The following is a 13,831-nucleotide window of genomic DNA, read 5'->3' as shown; positions in this document are numbered from 1 at the left end:
CACATCTTGCAACATAATCAATTTCGTTAAAACCTGATGGAGTTCGGAAAATCTGAAGGGGGGGCAGGTTTTACAAGAAGAATATGAGAGAGTTACCCTTGGAAGGTGGCAATCAAGAACTTCAACCCTACTTCCCGCCATTAAGATACGACATCACCGCCTCGGGATTATAACCATGAACAACATTAGCCCCGATCCTGACCACTGGTACACCACGCCCACCCAGCTCAGCAAAGGTGCGGGCGGCGTTGCTGTCCTTATTGATGTCATAGGATGTGTAGGGGAGGAAGCGCTCAATATGCACATTCGAACGGCACTTCCAGCGGCATGATAAGGTTGGTGTCTGAGATCAGAGCCCGCTGCAACGGCTCCTGGCAGTGCTTTCCATCCATGCACACGAGGGTAATGTCATGAAGCCCCTCGACACAGAGGAAGGTGTGAAGGTCGGAGCCGTTCTTGTTTTCCCCATGATAACTGCCGTTGATTGAGACCTTACCCCTGCCGGGACAGGGAACCGTGAAAAATTCCATGGTGTTACTCCTTTTTTGCTGGAGGGAGGCAATACCTATCATTGGTTAAAGCGTGGACGGTAAACCGGCGGGAAACTAACAATATTTTCTTAACAGTTCCAAAAGCGCATCTTTCTCAAATGGTTTCAGAATGTAACCGTCAGCGCCTGAAGACTGACAGAGTTCCTCCATTTCAGCATCGGTTTTATGGGACATGAGGATTATCGGCGTCTTCTTCAGGTGCAAATCCGCCTTGTAAATACTTGCCTTCTTGTCTCCGTTGAGCAGGGGCATCTCGACATCAAGCAATATCAGATCTGGTGGATGCTGACCGTAGATATATGTATTGGCTTCAATACCCGATTGGGTTGCAACTGCATTATGCCCTGCAGCTTCGAGGATATCCGTTACAACGCTCAACACCACCCTGCTATCATCTACTACCACTATGCGCTTTGCAGACAACCTACACCTCCGGATCTTTTCATCCATCAATTCCGGCCGCAGAAACACTGAACTGCCCGTTTAAAAATCAAGCCTCAGACGATTTGCATTGCCGGACATATTTCTCCTGAAGCACGTTTACAATAGCGCCGCTGCGGGCCTTCCGGGTGGAATGTATCGCATCATCCGGCTCTACGCCTAATTCCACAAGCAACCTGGCGGCAATGATGCCGGTTCGGCCGAATCCCTCATTACAGTGAAGGACGATCTTCTTTCCCTCTTTGAGCCACTGACGGAGCTGCGGACCAGCTTCCTGCCATATTTCCTCGAAGGACTGATCGGGAATGCTCGCTTCCGGGATCGGCAGATGCATCCAGCGCAGGCCGAAGATACCCGCTTTTTCCGGCAGGTCCTGGACCTGGAGAAACCTGAATTCAAACCCTTCAATCAGGCTCACTAGCGCCACAGCGCCCCAGTCCTTGATCGCCTGAAGGTCAGCGTCGAGGTTCCGTTCCCAGAAACCGGAAAAATAGCCGTTGTCTTTCTTGCCCGGGCATATGGTCATGCCGATCACCCCGCCAGACTCAGGCGCCAACACACCGTCGATAAAGAGGGGATGAATAATGGTCGGTTTTACAAGCAATTGATCCATATATGACACTTCCTTGAATGTTTTATTCATATACAACATCACGTTACATGCCAAAAGTGTTCAAATGTAGGACAATACACCGGTATTCGGCCGTAACATGCTGAATATTCACGTTCTAATTATTATCCGATGCGGCAGCGACAGCACGGGGCAGGAGCATGAAGGGGGGAGAAACTGGGGGGGACTTATTGTAAAATTTTTTTACACTTCCCCGTAAACCCGCACCAATAGGGCGTTTACATTCTTGTAAAAAAATTTTACACTTACCCGTAAACCCGCGCCAGTAGGGCGTTTACATTCTTGTAAAAAATTTTTACAGTTGGATATCAGGGGGGTGCGGGAGGTACGCAATCGATCAACGGCAGATCAATCGCGCCCTTCGAAGGTGAGCTTGCTCAGCCCCTGCTGGTTGAGTTCGAGCTTGCGGATGACGCTCGGGTTGGTTTTCAGGAAGATATCGAGGGGGTCGCTAAACGGTATTTCGGCCGGTGAAGCCCCTTTCAGCAGGCGATTGGCGACTTCACCCGCCTGCATCCCCATGCCGTGGCGGTCGATTTCCAGAGTGGCAGCAGCCCCCAGGGAGAGATAGACCGCAGAGAAGGCAATGACCGGCTTTCTCTGCTCCATGGAGAAGAAGAAATAGGCTTCCACCGTTTCCCGGGTCACCGCAGTCGAGTCGGGAAGGAGCCAAAGGGCGTCCACTTTACCCTTCAAACTTGCCAGCTGATGCGACGTTTCACGGGGATTGTCCACCTCGCGCAACACCAGATCGACACCGGCTTGTTCGGCTGATTGACGGGCGCGCCGCAGGTATGCGCCGCTGCGGGCGGTGTTGTAAATCACACCGACCCGGTCCAACCGAAGGGCGTTGAAGAGGGTCATGTAGCGCTCGGGAGAAATCGTCATTCTCACGCCGGTCACATTGGGCGGCATGCTCTTCCCGGTGGAGGGGCTGATAGACATGAGAGAGACGATCGGGACGCGGCGGATCTTCTTCACCGCATCCAGAGCGGAATCACCCACGGCCAGGATCGCAACGGGTTGCTCCTCCCGGACGAGGCGGGCCACATCGACCTCGGCGTAGTCATCCAGGACCACCACCCGGCTCCTGGCGTTGCAAGCGTTTCTAAAGCCGTTCAAAGCCTCGGTGTAGCTTGAGTGCCGCGTGCTCTGGACGATGAGCAGGTCTGTCGCAAGGGCCGGTGCAGCAGCGAAGATATATAGGGCAAGTATGAAGGAAAGTAGCGCTCTCAAAATCGCCACCTCACTCCACCTTCCAGCCAGCGGGGGGCGTTCTTGAACGAATCACTTTGATACTGAGAGCCGTTAAAAAGGTTATGGACCGAGAAGAACAACTCCGGGGACAACTCCCAGGCAGGAAACAGCATCTTCGTCAGGTGCAGGTCCCAGATGACTGCCGAATCTTTGGCGTTATTGCCGATTGGAGCGTTCCACTGAACGTAATTGCCGGTCATTACCCCGCGCAGCCCCAGGCTAATGTTGTCGTAATTCAGGGCCAGCTTTGCCCCGTGTTCAGGTACGGATTTAAGGCGTTCCTTCGTTTCCCCGTCTCTGGCGTCAGTAAAGGTATAGCCGCCAGCCAGGGAAAAGCCGTACAAGGGAATGGTTCGTGCCTCAAGCTCGAATCCTTGCTTGATCTGCTCCCTGAGGGTAACACCAGGAGAGCTGAGATTGAAATCGCCGACCTCAACATTCCATGTGTCATTGTAAAAGAAAGTCCCTTTCAGCCAGAGATAAGGAACCGCCTCGGTTTCAGCCCCGGCCTGCACAGTCCAGACTTTCTGTGGTCCGTTATTCCATATGGCGTTGGGAAGACTGTACCCCCTGGCACCATAGCCACGCAGCACGGTCTTCTCCGTAAGACGGTAGGTAGCCCCCAGGGTATAGCTCAAGGCATCGCTACTCAGGCCGGTGTGGTCAAAACGGACGCCGGGAAGGATGGTCAGTGCTCCGTAAGAGAAGGTGCCGTTGGCGGATGTCGCCCAACGGTCCATGGTCCGATCGGTCAGGAAAGGGGAATTGGGAACTAAGGCATCCCATTGCTCTGTTTCACCATGTTCATACTCCACCCCGGCCACCAGGTTGGTGAGACTGTCCCCCCAGACGAGCTTGGCGCTCCCACCCCGTCTTGATTCACGTACCGTAAAATTATTGTCAAGAACAACCAATCCCTGATCGAAATGCCCCAACAGCGTCTCGTCATTCCGGTGACTAGCTCTGGCTGCCAATTCCAGCGTCAGTCGCTCGGTTAGAGGATAGGTGAACGTCAGGAATGTATATGCTCGATGGGCTTCCGTTGTGTCATGATAGAGCAACGTTTCATCGAGCCCCCGGTCAGCTTTACGAAAATCGAAGCCAAGCATGAGGCTCCCCTTGCTGGGAAGATCGTAGGTGAACTTGCCATAAACATTGCTATTGTTTATCCGGTTGCCGGGGAGAAGGCCGTTAGAATGGAGGTTACCGCCGGAAAGGTAGTATCCGAAGCGCCTGACGGTGCCGCTTAACTCCCCCCGCATGTCGGTGGTGAGACGTTCACCCATGGAGGCAGCGGCCGTGCCGCCAATCACCCTCTCACTCTCAGGCGCTTTGGTGATAACGTTAATCACTCCACCGAGAGCCTGCCCCCAGGCGGCCGAGGCTGCACCCTTGATGATCTCCACCCGGTCGATCTGTTGAACAGGGATCAGCCCCACATCAGCCGCACCTTGCAGCAGGTTGTTCTGGGGAACGCCGTCGATCAGTACCTGTACATGGGCCTGGGCATCAGTCGCGCCCTGAAGGGAAAAGAACGTAAAACTGCCAGGGGTCTGGACCTGTTCGAGCTGGAAGCCGGGGACAGTGTTCAGTACATCGGCCAAGGTGTGGGCATTTAGAAGCGCGATCTGTTCGGCGGTGATGACGGTGACGTTTTCGGCAATCCGGGAAGTGGGGCGGGGGGTGCGGCCAGAGGAAACAAGCGGCTGATCCCCTCCAGAGAAGAGGGAGAGGGTCTGATCGTCTTCGCTCGCACCGGCAGTGAACGGCGAGACACCCACAATACAAAAGACGAGGAGGACAATCAGTAATGGAAAGCGAAAAAAATACAATAAATCCTCAAGTAACCGGAATACGTGCCGATAATATACTCATTAAGCACTGGCGTCTTATAGCACAGCAGGCTGATTTTGTCGAATTTAATACTTTTAACAACCCACACCGGGTAATTTCAACAAAGGAGGTAGCAGAAATGGAAACGGAAAATAGGGAACTGGTAGTCCTCGACGAAGGACGCGACGACATGGAAGAGCTTAATTCTTGTTGTTCAGGCGGTACTTCACGTCAGTGAATTAAAGGCCGCAGCATCATCACCCCGGGGGAGCTTTGCTCCCCTTTTTTTGGCATCAAGTTGACAGAGGGCACATCGTTGAAGGTAATAAAACATGCTTAAAGCCCAATCTCCGGAATTTTTTGTTTCTCATTGGGCAGAATCCACTCCATATTCTTGACGTATTCCCCCCCCACCTATCAACATCTCTTTCACTTCAAAGAAAAACGCCTGATCAACGGTCCGAAGAAGTAGCAGATAAATTAACATGCCAACACATGCTTCCCCAATTAACCAAATAACTGAATGACCGCCAGCCAAAGACATAAGCAAGACAATACTTGCCATTATAACCGCCAGAGCTGTTACTTTGAGGATGGAAAACGCATAAGGCTTTCCACATGGACCGATAAAAGGTCTTACTAAGAAGATGTAATTTGCCATTGCATAACTTATTGTCAGCAGGACAAGCGCCACGGCAACTCCCAAAGTACCATAAAGCTTTGCTCCAATGAAGATCAACGGCGTGGTAATGAAAGCTTGGGCGAGGTTCCATCGAAAGCTGATATCGGCCCGGCCCTTCGCCAAAAGAATACTGCCGATAGGCTCAACAGTGCTGCGGATAAAGCTAGAGAAAACAAGTATCTGCACCAACAGCACTGCAGGTGTCCATTGGACACCAAAAGTTAGCGGTATCAGAAGCGGTGCCATCGCCCCCAAACCAAACAGAAGCGGTGCATTGAGCGCACTGAGCAGTTTCATCAACTTGAGATAACTCTGTCGCAGATCTGGAATGTCATGTTGCAAACGTGCAAACACTGGAAAGATGATCCGCGATAGAAGCGGATTGATCCTGTACAACGGCAGTAAAATCTGGTTGACGGCAAAGTTATAATAACCAAGTTCCTGCGCCCCCAGAAGCTTACCAATCAAAATCTGATCAATTCGCGAATTGAAATTAAAGATACTCCGCTCCCCCATTTGATAGAGACCGAAGCTCAGATAACCGCTCAAGTCTCTCCATTTGAAGTGGAACATCGGTGCCCATTGAGACCAGCCAGACCACACAAGAAGAACTGTTATCATCCCCGCTTTGGCCAGATGTCCCCAGACAAGCGACCAAACCCCATGGCCGCAAAAAGCACAGACAATGGCCACAATATTTCCAGAAAAGCATGCACAAATTTCCTGCTTGGCAAGAAGATCAAAACGGAGATCCTTCTCCAGCAAATATGAAAACTGCTGGCCTATCGACATAATGACAAAGCTTAAAGCACTTACAGGCATTAACCAGTAAAGAAGCGGCTCGTGAAAAAAAGCAACCGCAAGCGGTGACACCGCCCATATAAGCACAAAGATCACTGTACCGACAATGAGATTAAGCCAATAAAGGCTGGAGAGCTGACTTCGGCTGACATCCTGTCGCTGGACAATCACTGCACTTAAGCCCATATCCGCGTATCCAGCAGCGAAGCCCAGCACGACCATCGTCATCGCCATCAAGCCGAAATCAACCGGGGTAAGCAGACGCGCAAGGATAGTCAACGTGATGAATTCCATTGCCGACATAAGGACGGTTGACATTGTGGTCCACTTGACCCCGGACACTGCAAATTCTTTCACGGACAGCATGGCTTCCTCATCGACGGCGTATACGCCAAACCTTGACAAAAGTCGTTAATTATGAGTAATAGTGCATGCAACTGATAAAAACGTTCGAAAACCCTCAAGAAACCGGAATACGAACCGATAGTATACTCATTAAGCACCGGCGCACCTTATAGCACAGCAGGCTGATTTTGTCGAATTTTTCGTGGTTTTTCCACCCATATCGGGTGCATTTCAACAGAGGAGTTAGCGCTATGAAAACTACGCAAAAAAAGATGGAGCTGGAGGTTTTGGACGAGGGGCGCGCGAACCACGAGGAGCTGAATACTTGCTGTTCTGCTGGCAACTCCAATCGGACCTGAGGCCACAGAGACAACACAGCAGTATTGAACTGCGAAGATGGGAGCCGGGCTCCCCTCTTTTCCTGGAGGTTTACGCATGATCCTTTCCCGTTACCTGAAAATATACCCCGACTCCGACCGGCCGGGCTCGTATCTCCTCTACTCGACCCGGAAGGGGTCGGTCGTCCGGCTCTCTGGAGACCGCCTTGAAGCGGCACGGGAAGGGACCCTCACCGACGCAGAGCGGGAGACTCTGCGCCGCCTTGAAATCCTCATCGACGACCCTGCGGCCGAGCGGGAGGCCATGACCTCCCTGGTGAAGAGGGCCAATGCCCGGAGCAACCGGTTCTACGCCAAGGTGGTCATGAACCTTGACTGCAACCTGGCCTGCCCCTACTGCTTCGAAGACCATTTCCGGGGGCGCCACTACATGACCCAAGACACGGCCCGCCTCCTGGTGGATACCGTGATCCGCGAGCAGATCGGCCGCGGTCGCGATGTGAAGCTCGGCTTCTACGGCGGCGAACCGCTCCTCTCCCTACCCCTCATCCGGGAAATCGCCATCCCCCTCCGGGACGCCGCCGCTGAAAAAGGGGTGAAGTTCTCCTTTGTCCTGACCACCAACGGCACCCTACTCACCCGCTCCGTTGTCGAGGAACTTCTCCCCTTGGGGCTTACCGGCGCCATCATCACCCTCGACGGCCCCCGCGAGATCCACGACCGCCAGCGCCCCTTCGTCTCCGGCGCGGGGAGCTACGACATCATCGTCGCCAACATCAAGGCGACCTTCGACATGATAGAACTGCAGCTTGGCGGCAATTATTCCCGTGACGACTACCGGGAATTCCCCCGGATGCTCGACCATCTCATTGCCGAGGGAATCCCACCCGAACGGATCGGCGAAGTTCAGTTCGCCCCGATCATACCCAAGTCCGGATCCGGGGTTACAACCGGCGCCGACACCTCCGCCTGCTGCACCTCCGGCAGCGAGCCATGGGTGACGGAGGCAGCCCCGCTCCTGCGGGAAGAGATACTGAAACAGGGCTTCAAGGCCATGAAGCCGACCCAGGCGGCCTGCGCCATCGAATTCGACAACGACCTGGTCGTCAACTACGACGGCTCACTCTATAAATGCCCCGTCTTCATGGGGTGGCCGGAGCTCTCCATCGGCTCCCTTACAGAAGGAACCAGGGATTATTCAGTCTCCCACAATCTGGACGTCTGGAAAACCGATGAATGCCTGGAGTGCGCTTATCTCCCACTCTGCTTCGGCGGCTGCCGCCTCATGCCCCTCATGAAAAACGGCGTCATCGACGAAGTAGACTGCCGCAAGGCGTTCTACGACTCAGTACTGGAGCGATTCATCCTCCAGGATCTCCAGTACCCCTCATCACAGACTGCAACATAGGAGACGTCGCAGGAATAGCCCTCAAAGTGAGTTACCTGTCTTGGCAGGAAGCGTCTGTTTGGTTGATTCACCATTAACATGTATCTTATTAAGCACCGGCACATCTATACACAGCAGGCTGATTTTGTCGAATTTTTCGTGGTTTTTCCACCCAATCCGGGTGCATTTCAACAAAGGAGGTAGTGCTATGAAAACGACGCAAAAGAAGATGGAGCTGGAGGTTCTGGACGAGGGGCGAGCGGACCACGAGGAATTGAACAGTTGCTGTGGCGGAGGCAACTCCGGCCGGACCTGAGGACCGCTAAGTGAGATCTACAGCATTCATCTGCGAAGAGCCGGCGCATCTATACACAACAGGCTGATTTTGTCGAATTTTTGTGGTTTTTCCACCCGCACCGGGTGTATTTCAACAGAGGAGGTAGCACTATGGAAACGACGCAAAAGAAGATGGAACTGGAGGTTCTGGACGAGGGGCGCGCCGACCATGAGGAACTGAACACTTGCTGCACCGCAGGCAGCTCCAATCGGACCTGAGGCCGCAGAGACAGCACAGCAGCATCGAACTGCGAAGAGGGGAGCGTGCTCCCCTCTTTTCCTGGAGGTTTTACATGCCCCTTTCCCACTACCTGAAAATCTACCACGACTCCGACCGGCCGGGCTCGTATCTCCTCTACTCGACCCGAAAGGGGTCGGTGGTCCGACTCTCTGGAGACCGCCTCGAAGCGGCGCGGGAAGGGACCCTCACCGACACAGAGAGAGAGACCCTGCGCCGCCTGGAAATCCTCATCGACGACCCCGAGGCCGAGCAGGCAGCAATGACCTCCCTGGTGAAGAGGGCCAATGCCCGGAACAACCGGTTCTACGCAAAGGTGGTCATGAACCTGGACTGCAACCTGGCCTGCCCCTACTGCTTTGAAGACCATTTCCGGGGACGCCACTACATGACCCGGGAAACGGCCCGCCTCCTGGTGGATACCGTGATCAGTGAGCAGATCGGCCGCGGCCGGGAGGTGAAGCTCGGCTTCTACGGCGGCGAACCGCTCCTCTCCCTTCCCCTCATCCGGGAAATCGCCCGCCCTCTGCTGGACGCGGCCCAAGCTCATGGAACTAAATTCTCCTTCGGCATGACTACCAACGGCACCCTTCTCACCCGGACCGTTGTCGAAGAACTTCTCCCATTGGGGCTCACCGGCGCCATTCTCACCCTCGACGGCCCCCGCGAGATCCACGACCGCCAGCGCCCCTTCGTCTCCGGCGTCGGGAGTTACGACATCATCGTCGCCAACATCAAGGCGAGCTTCGACCTGATCGAGCTGCAGCTTGGCGGCAATTTTTTCCGCGACAACTACCGGGAATTCCCCCGAGTGCTCGACCATATCATTGCCGAGGGAATCCCCCCCGAACGGCTCGGCGAGGTTCAATTCGCCCCGATCATGCCCAAGTCCGGCAGGACGGCCAGCGCCGACACCTCTGCCTGCTGCGCCTCCGGCAGCGAGCCGTGGGTGACGGAGGCAGCCCCGTACCTGCGGGAAGAGATCCTGAAACGGGGCTTCAAGACCATGAAGCCGACCCAGGCGGCCTGCGTCATCGAATTCGACAACCACCTGGTCGTCAACTACGACGGCTCACTCTATAAATGCTCCGCCTTCATGGGGTGGCCGGAGCTCTCCATTGGTACACTTGCAGAAGGAACCAAAGATTATTCCGTTTCCCACAACCTGGACGTCTGGAAAACCGATGAATGCCTCGACTGCGCCTACCTACCTCTATGCTTCGGCGGCTGCCGCTACCTCACCCTCCTGAAAAACGGCGTCATCGACGAAGTGGACTGCCGCAAGGATTTCTACGACGCCGCACTGGAGCGGTTCATCCTCCAGGATCTCCGATACCCCTCCTCACGGGCTGCAACAAAAGAGACGTTGTCGGAATAGCCCAAAAAAATCGAGCGGCCCTATTCACGCATAGTTATTGCCTTTGCGGCGCAAATGAACTATAACCAATACGCACGGAATAATAAACCCGCCTTCATTTGACGATTGAACCGATAATTAAAGGGGCGTCCTGATCAATTCACTTATGACCATCTGCCTTCCCCACATATATGGTTCAACCCCCAATCCATGGAGTACGCCATGTCCATCGTGAGCCGTCTCCAGAAACTCAATAAAAGCTTCCGCTTCAGACTCTTTGCCGTCTTCACTATCATCACCACCCTTATTACCACCCTCTTTACGGCGCTATTTGTCGAACATGAAATCCGCTCTTACCGGTTGCAGGCCTCTGAAAAAACGCTCCTGCTGACATCACTGCTCGCCAACAGCATTCGCCTACCACTATATGCAGAGGACAAAGAGACGCTGGAGCGGATTGCTGCCGAAACGGCGCAGAAACCCGACGTTGTCGGTATAGTCATAACCAACAACGACGGTAAGGTCTTGGTCGAACTCAGAAAACGAGAAAACACAACACCGGCGACCACCCTGAGCGTAACGGTTACCGTCGATTCCGGGAGCCTGGCAGCCTCTGCAGAATCGGCTCTGACAGGCAATCCCGCCACTTCAGGAAAAGCTCTCGGCACTGTCCGACTGGCCCTGAATTCGAACGACCTTCCCAAAAAGACGCGCGAGCTGGTCATATTCTCCGCAACCATGGCCTTATTCTTCTGGCTGATGGTGCTATCGCTCAGTTACCTGGCGCTGAAAAAGGCCACGCATTCGTTCAATGCATTGATGCAGGGGGTGAAAACAATCGGAATGGGGGACTATTCCGTGAGAATCGCAACGGAATCCGATGACGAACCCGGACAGGCCGCCATGGCGATCAACGACCTGGCCGCCTCCCTGGAGAGCCGCGAGGCTGAAAACCGTCGTTTGCAGGAAGAATTGTTCAACGCCATGAAACTCGAAGTACGTGAAGAAAGAAAACAGCTCATGGCCAAATTGATCCAGACGAACCGGATGACGTCGCTGGGGCTACTCGTATCGAGCATGGCCCATGAGATCAACAACCCCAACGGCGCAATAAGGCTTGCCGGACAGTACCTGAACAAGGCCTGGAAGGATACGGTGCCTATTCTGGAAGGTGTTGCCAGGGAGGAAGGGGATTTCAGCATCGGCGGCATACCTTTCAGTATGGCCGGCGAGGAGGTTGCCAGGAGCGGAATGAACATCATCCGCAATACGGAGAGGATTGAACAGGTAATCAAGAATCTCAGGGCCTACAGCCTCGGCGACCGGAACGAGTTCCAGTCCGACGTGAACGTGAACCAGATCATAAACGACGCCCTGGCAGTTATCCGTATCCACGGCCACCACGGCAATCTTTCCATCGCCCAAGAACCGGATCCCGACCTGCCACTCATCACCGGCAACCGGCACCAGCTCGAACAGGTCGTCATCAACCTGCTCCTCAACGCCATCCAGGCCATGCCCAACGGGATGGGGACCATCAAACTCGTGACGGTCCTCGACCGGATATGCGGTGAGGTGCTCATTTCCGTGGAGGATGAGGGGGAAGGCATACTGCCGGAACATCTGGAAAGGATCTACGAACCGTTCTTCTCCACCCGCATCGACAACGGGGGGAGCGGTCTGGGGCTCTATATCTCCAACTTCATCGTAATCGAGCACCAGGGGAGGTTTGAGGTGCAATCCGAACCCGGCAAGGGAACGATTTTCACCATAAGGCTCCCCCTGTCGCAGGCGGCGTAGCCGGAAATCAAGCAAGAAAAAGCCAAAGGCATTGGTACGCGGATAAAAATCTGATTTGAGCGGATTCACACTCATAACTCCCCCTGCCCCCCTCTTATCTTAAGAGGGTGAACGTGAGGGACTGGTTCTGCTGAAAGATCAACTAAAGGTATTACTTGGCGTCCCTCCCCTTAGAGTAAGGGGAGGACAGGTGGGGTTATTGCAGTTCAGTTTCACCCTGTCGTCAGCTTTTTTTGCAACGTCGGGCGGGAAATGCCGAGCAATTCAGCGGCAGCTGTCTTGTTGCCTTTCGCCGCCTTCAGGGCCTCGTCGGAGAGCAACCGCTCGATGTCGCCAAAATTCGGAAATTGCTCAAAGGTTGCCTGAAGCTTGAAAAACCCGTCTGATGCAACCCGGACGGCAGGTCTGCCCAAGTTCATCTTGGCCGGCACTCCCGGAAAGTCCTGCAGGGTAAGTATCCCCCTCCGGCTATGCGCCACCCCCCTGCTGACCTTGCTGATCAATTCACGGACATTGCCCGGAAAATCGTACTCCTGCAAAGCTATATACAGTTCCCGTGAAAAATCGGGAATGTCCTTTTCATATATTGCAGCGGCCTTGGCCACATAATGCTCGATGAGGGGCATGATATCCTCTCTCCGCTCCCTGAGAGGCGGTATCTTGAGCTCGTGGAAACAGAGGCGCTGATAGAGGTCCTGCCTGAACTTTCCCTGGTTAATCAAAGCGTCTATATCCTGATTGGATGCGGCGATGATGCGGGCATCGGATTTTACCAGGGCATCGGAACCGAGGCGATAGTACTCATGCTCCTGCAAAAGCCGCAAAAGCTTGATCTGGGATTCGGGACTCATGTCGCCGATTTCGTCCAGAAACAACGTGCCGCCCTGGGCTTTTGCTATCAGCCCCTCCCTTGCCTCGTTGGCGCCGGTAAATGCACCCTTCCTGTGGCCGAAAAGGGTATCGCTGAACATGATGTCGTCAAGACCTGCCACGTTCACCGGGACAAAGGCCCCTTTGAATCCGCTCGCCTTATGAATGGATCTGGCAATCAGCTCCTTGCCGACACCGGTTTCACCATTGATCAATACCGGGTGACGGGAGGGTGCGATGGTCTCGATCAACTTGAAAAGCGCCTGCATCTTGTCGCTGCATGTCACAATGTCGCTGAAATGTTCCGGATGGGCCAGCGGCTCTCCCAGCAGGTAGTTCCTGAGGATTCTGTTCTGGCTGGCGAGCTCGCTGATATGGAAAGCCTTCTGAATGGTCAACAGCAGCCGATCGGAATCGACCGGCTTGGTAATATAGTCGAAAGCGCCCTGCTTGATGCAGTTGACCACCGTCTGCACGTCGCTCACCGCCGTTATGACGATGACCGGAATATGCGGAAAGCGCTGGACTATCAGGGGAAGCAGCTCCGACCCCGTAAGACCGGGCATGATCCAGTCCATGAGCAGCACTGAAATGCCGCCTTTATCCAACTCGGCAATAACGGCACTGCTGTCGGAAAGAGTGATAATATCCCTGATGCCGTTGGACAGGAGCATCACACGTAATTCGTTTAGAACATCGCTATCATCGTCTACGATCAGAACCGACTGATCGTTACCATTATTTGTCGACATATTTGTCATCGTAATCTCGCTTTCCCAAAACTTGAGACAGTTCTTTTCATTTCCAGACGTAAATACCACCATAGTCTGCTCATACCCCTTTAGCACATAGTGTGCCAGTCATTAAATACGACTTAAGAAAATCCGATTATTACCAATCTTCCGTACGATTTCTCTCCCCCTCCCTTGATGGGAGGGGGTTGGGGGGAGGGAGTGTTTTGGGA

15 protein-coding genes are annotated in these 13,831 nt (G+C 54.0%); 7 read left to right on the top strand and 8 right to left on the bottom strand.

The window, feature by feature from the left end:
* Positions 1–127 precede the first annotated feature (127 nt).
* The 6 genes from GURA_RS24255 to GURA_RS09955 all read right to left on the bottom strand — a co-directional run bounded on the left by GURA_RS24255 (position 128) and on the right by GURA_RS09955 (position 4,712).
* Complete coding sequence (locus GURA_RS24255) at positions 128–304, bottom strand: glutaredoxin family protein (RefSeq protein ID WP_011938862.1); 177 nt, start codon at positions 302–304, stop codon at positions 128–130.
* Complete coding sequence (locus GURA_RS09975) at positions 294–530, bottom strand: hypothetical protein (RefSeq protein ID WP_041245385.1); 237 nt, start codon at positions 528–530, stop codon at positions 294–296. The genes GURA_RS24255 and GURA_RS09975 overlap by 11 nt, the downstream gene beginning before the upstream one ends.
* A gap of 75 nt (positions 531–605) precedes the next feature.
* Positions 606–1,001 (bottom strand): response regulator, encoded by a 396-nt coding sequence (locus GURA_RS09970; RefSeq protein WP_041245384.1) that lies wholly within the window; start codon positions 999–1,001, stop codon positions 606–608.
* A 40-nt stretch (positions 1,002–1,041) separates the two neighbouring features.
* Positions 1,042–1,605 (bottom strand): cyclin-dependent kinase inhibitor 3 family protein, encoded by a 564-nt coding sequence (locus GURA_RS09965; RefSeq protein WP_041245383.1) that lies wholly within the window; start codon positions 1,603–1,605, stop codon positions 1,042–1,044.
* Between the two features lie 366 nt (positions 1,606–1,971).
* The gene (locus GURA_RS09960) at positions 1,972–2,868 is read right to left on the bottom strand and encodes an ABC transporter substrate-binding protein (RefSeq protein ID WP_011938858.1); all 897 of its coding nucleotides are present in this window, start codon (positions 2,866–2,868) and stop codon (positions 1,972–1,974) included.
* A complete protein-coding gene (locus tag GURA_RS09955) occupies positions 2,856–4,712 on the bottom strand; it encodes a TonB-dependent receptor plug domain-containing protein (RefSeq protein WP_011938857.1) in 1,857 nt (618 codons plus the stop codon). Before GURA_RS09955 ends, GURA_RS09960 begins: the two co-directional genes overlap by 13 nt.
* On the opposite strand from GURA_RS09955, the gene gptA (GURA_RS23415) reads away from it, so the two are divergent.
* Positions 4,691–4,951, top strand: a complete 261-nt coding sequence (gptA, locus tag GURA_RS23415) for a geopeptide (protein WP_083764847.1) — start codon at positions 4,691–4,693, stop codon at positions 4,949–4,951. The genes GURA_RS09955 and gptA (GURA_RS23415) overlap by 22 nt on opposite strands.
* A 129-nt stretch (positions 4,952–5,080) precedes the next feature.
* On the opposite strand, the gene GURA_RS09950 is transcribed toward gptA (GURA_RS23415), so the two are convergent.
* Positions 5,081–6,562 carry an MOP flippase family protein gene (locus tag GURA_RS09950; protein ID WP_011938856.1) on the bottom strand — a complete coding sequence of 494 codons (1,482 nt, stop codon included), beginning with the start codon at positions 6,560–6,562 and terminating at the stop codon, positions 5,081–5,083.
* 230 nt (positions 6,563–6,792) lie between these two features.
* Here GURA_RS09950 and gptA (GURA_RS23410) point away from each other — a divergent pair, with 230 nt between their 5' ends.
* From gptA (GURA_RS23410) to GURA_RS09935, 6 genes are all read left to right on the top strand, one after another.
* Positions 6,793–6,900 (top strand): geopeptide, encoded by a 108-nt coding sequence (gptA, locus tag GURA_RS23410; RefSeq protein ID WP_083764845.1) that lies wholly within the window; start codon positions 6,793–6,795, stop codon positions 6,898–6,900.
* A 76-nt stretch (positions 6,901–6,976) separates the two neighbouring features.
* Positions 6,977–8,287 carry a geopeptide radical SAM maturase gene (gene gptM, locus GURA_RS09945; RefSeq protein ID WP_011938855.1) on the top strand — a complete coding sequence of 437 codons (1,311 nt, stop codon included), beginning with the start codon at positions 6,977–6,979 and terminating at the stop codon, positions 8,285–8,287.
* A gap of 187 nt (positions 8,288–8,474) precedes the next feature.
* A complete protein-coding gene (gptA, locus tag GURA_RS23405) occupies positions 8,475–8,582 on the top strand; it encodes a geopeptide (RefSeq protein ID WP_083764843.1) in 108 nt (35 codons plus the stop codon).
* 131 nt (positions 8,583–8,713) lie between these two features.
* Positions 8,714–8,821, top strand: a complete 108-nt coding sequence (gene gptA / locus GURA_RS23400; protein ID WP_083764841.1) for a geopeptide — start codon at positions 8,714–8,716, stop codon at positions 8,819–8,821.
* 74 nt (positions 8,822–8,895) lie between these two features.
* Positions 8,896–10,218 carry a geopeptide radical SAM maturase gene (gene gptM, locus GURA_RS09940; protein WP_011938854.1) on the top strand — a complete coding sequence of 441 codons (1,323 nt, stop codon included), beginning with the start codon at positions 8,896–8,898 and terminating at the stop codon, positions 10,216–10,218.
* A gap of 201 nt (positions 10,219–10,419) precedes the next feature.
* Positions 10,420–11,997: a HAMP domain-containing sensor histidine kinase gene (locus tag GURA_RS09935; RefSeq protein ID WP_011938853.1), complete on the top strand. Its 1,578-nt coding sequence runs from the start codon at positions 10,420–10,422 to the stop codon at positions 11,995–11,997.
* Between the two features lie 212 nt (positions 11,998–12,209).
* Here the strand turns inward: GURA_RS09935 and GURA_RS09930 are convergent, their stop codons facing one another.
* Positions 12,210–13,619 carry a sigma-54-dependent transcriptional regulator gene (locus GURA_RS09930; protein ID WP_041245885.1) on the bottom strand — a complete coding sequence of 470 codons (1,410 nt, stop codon included), beginning with the start codon at positions 13,617–13,619 and terminating at the stop codon, positions 12,210–12,212.
* Between the last annotated feature and the right edge of the window lie 212 nt (positions 13,620–13,831).

This window comes from Geotalea uraniireducens Rf4 (assembly GCF_000016745.1).
Lineage (GTDB): Bacteria > Desulfobacterota > Desulfuromonadia > Geobacterales > Geobacteraceae > Geotalea > Geotalea uraniireducens.
Note: the sequence above shows the minus strand (reverse complement) of the source record. Positions and strands in the feature narration are given on the sequence as shown.

What these genes read in the sequence shown, in the direction of transcription:
- GURA_RS09975 (WP_041245385.1), bottom strand. Translation starts at nt 530, where the DNA reads ATGGAATTTTTCACGGTTCCCTGTCCCGGCAGGGGTAAGGTCTCAATC.
- GURA_RS09935 (WP_011938853.1), top strand. Translation starts at nt 10,420, where the DNA reads ATGTCCATCGTGAGCCGTCTCCAGAAACTCAATAAAAGCTTCCGCTTC.
- gptA (WP_083764847.1), top strand. Translation starts at nt 4,691, where the DNA reads ATGGAAAGCGAAAAAAATACAATAAATCCTCAAGTAACCGGAATACGT.
- GURA_RS09970 (WP_041245384.1), bottom strand. Translation starts at nt 1,001, where the DNA reads ATGGATGAAAAGATCCGGAGGTGTAGGTTGTCTGCAAAGCGCATAGTG.
- GURA_RS09950 (WP_011938856.1), bottom strand. Translation starts at nt 6,562, where the DNA reads ATGCTGTCCGTGAAAGAATTTGCAGTGTCCGGGGTCAAGTGGACCACA.
- gptM (WP_011938855.1), top strand. Translation starts at nt 6,977, where the DNA reads ATGATCCTTTCCCGTTACCTGAAAATATACCCCGACTCCGACCGGCCG.
- gptA (WP_083764841.1), top strand. Translation starts at nt 8,714, where the DNA reads ATGGAAACGACGCAAAAGAAGATGGAACTGGAGGTTCTGGACGAGGGG.
- GURA_RS09965 (WP_041245383.1), bottom strand. Translation starts at nt 1,605, where the DNA reads ATGGATCAATTGCTTGTAAAACCGACCATTATTCATCCCCTCTTTATC.
- gptA (WP_083764843.1), top strand. Translation starts at nt 8,475, where the DNA reads ATGAAAACGACGCAAAAGAAGATGGAGCTGGAGGTTCTGGACGAGGGG.
- gptA (WP_083764845.1), top strand. Translation starts at nt 6,793, where the DNA reads ATGAAAACTACGCAAAAAAAGATGGAGCTGGAGGTTTTGGACGAGGGG.
- GURA_RS09930 (WP_041245885.1), bottom strand. Translation starts at nt 13,619, where the DNA reads ATGTCGACAAATAATGGTAACGATCAGTCGGTTCTGATCGTAGACGAT.
- gptM (WP_011938854.1), top strand. Translation starts at nt 8,896, where the DNA reads ATGCCCCTTTCCCACTACCTGAAAATCTACCACGACTCCGACCGGCCG.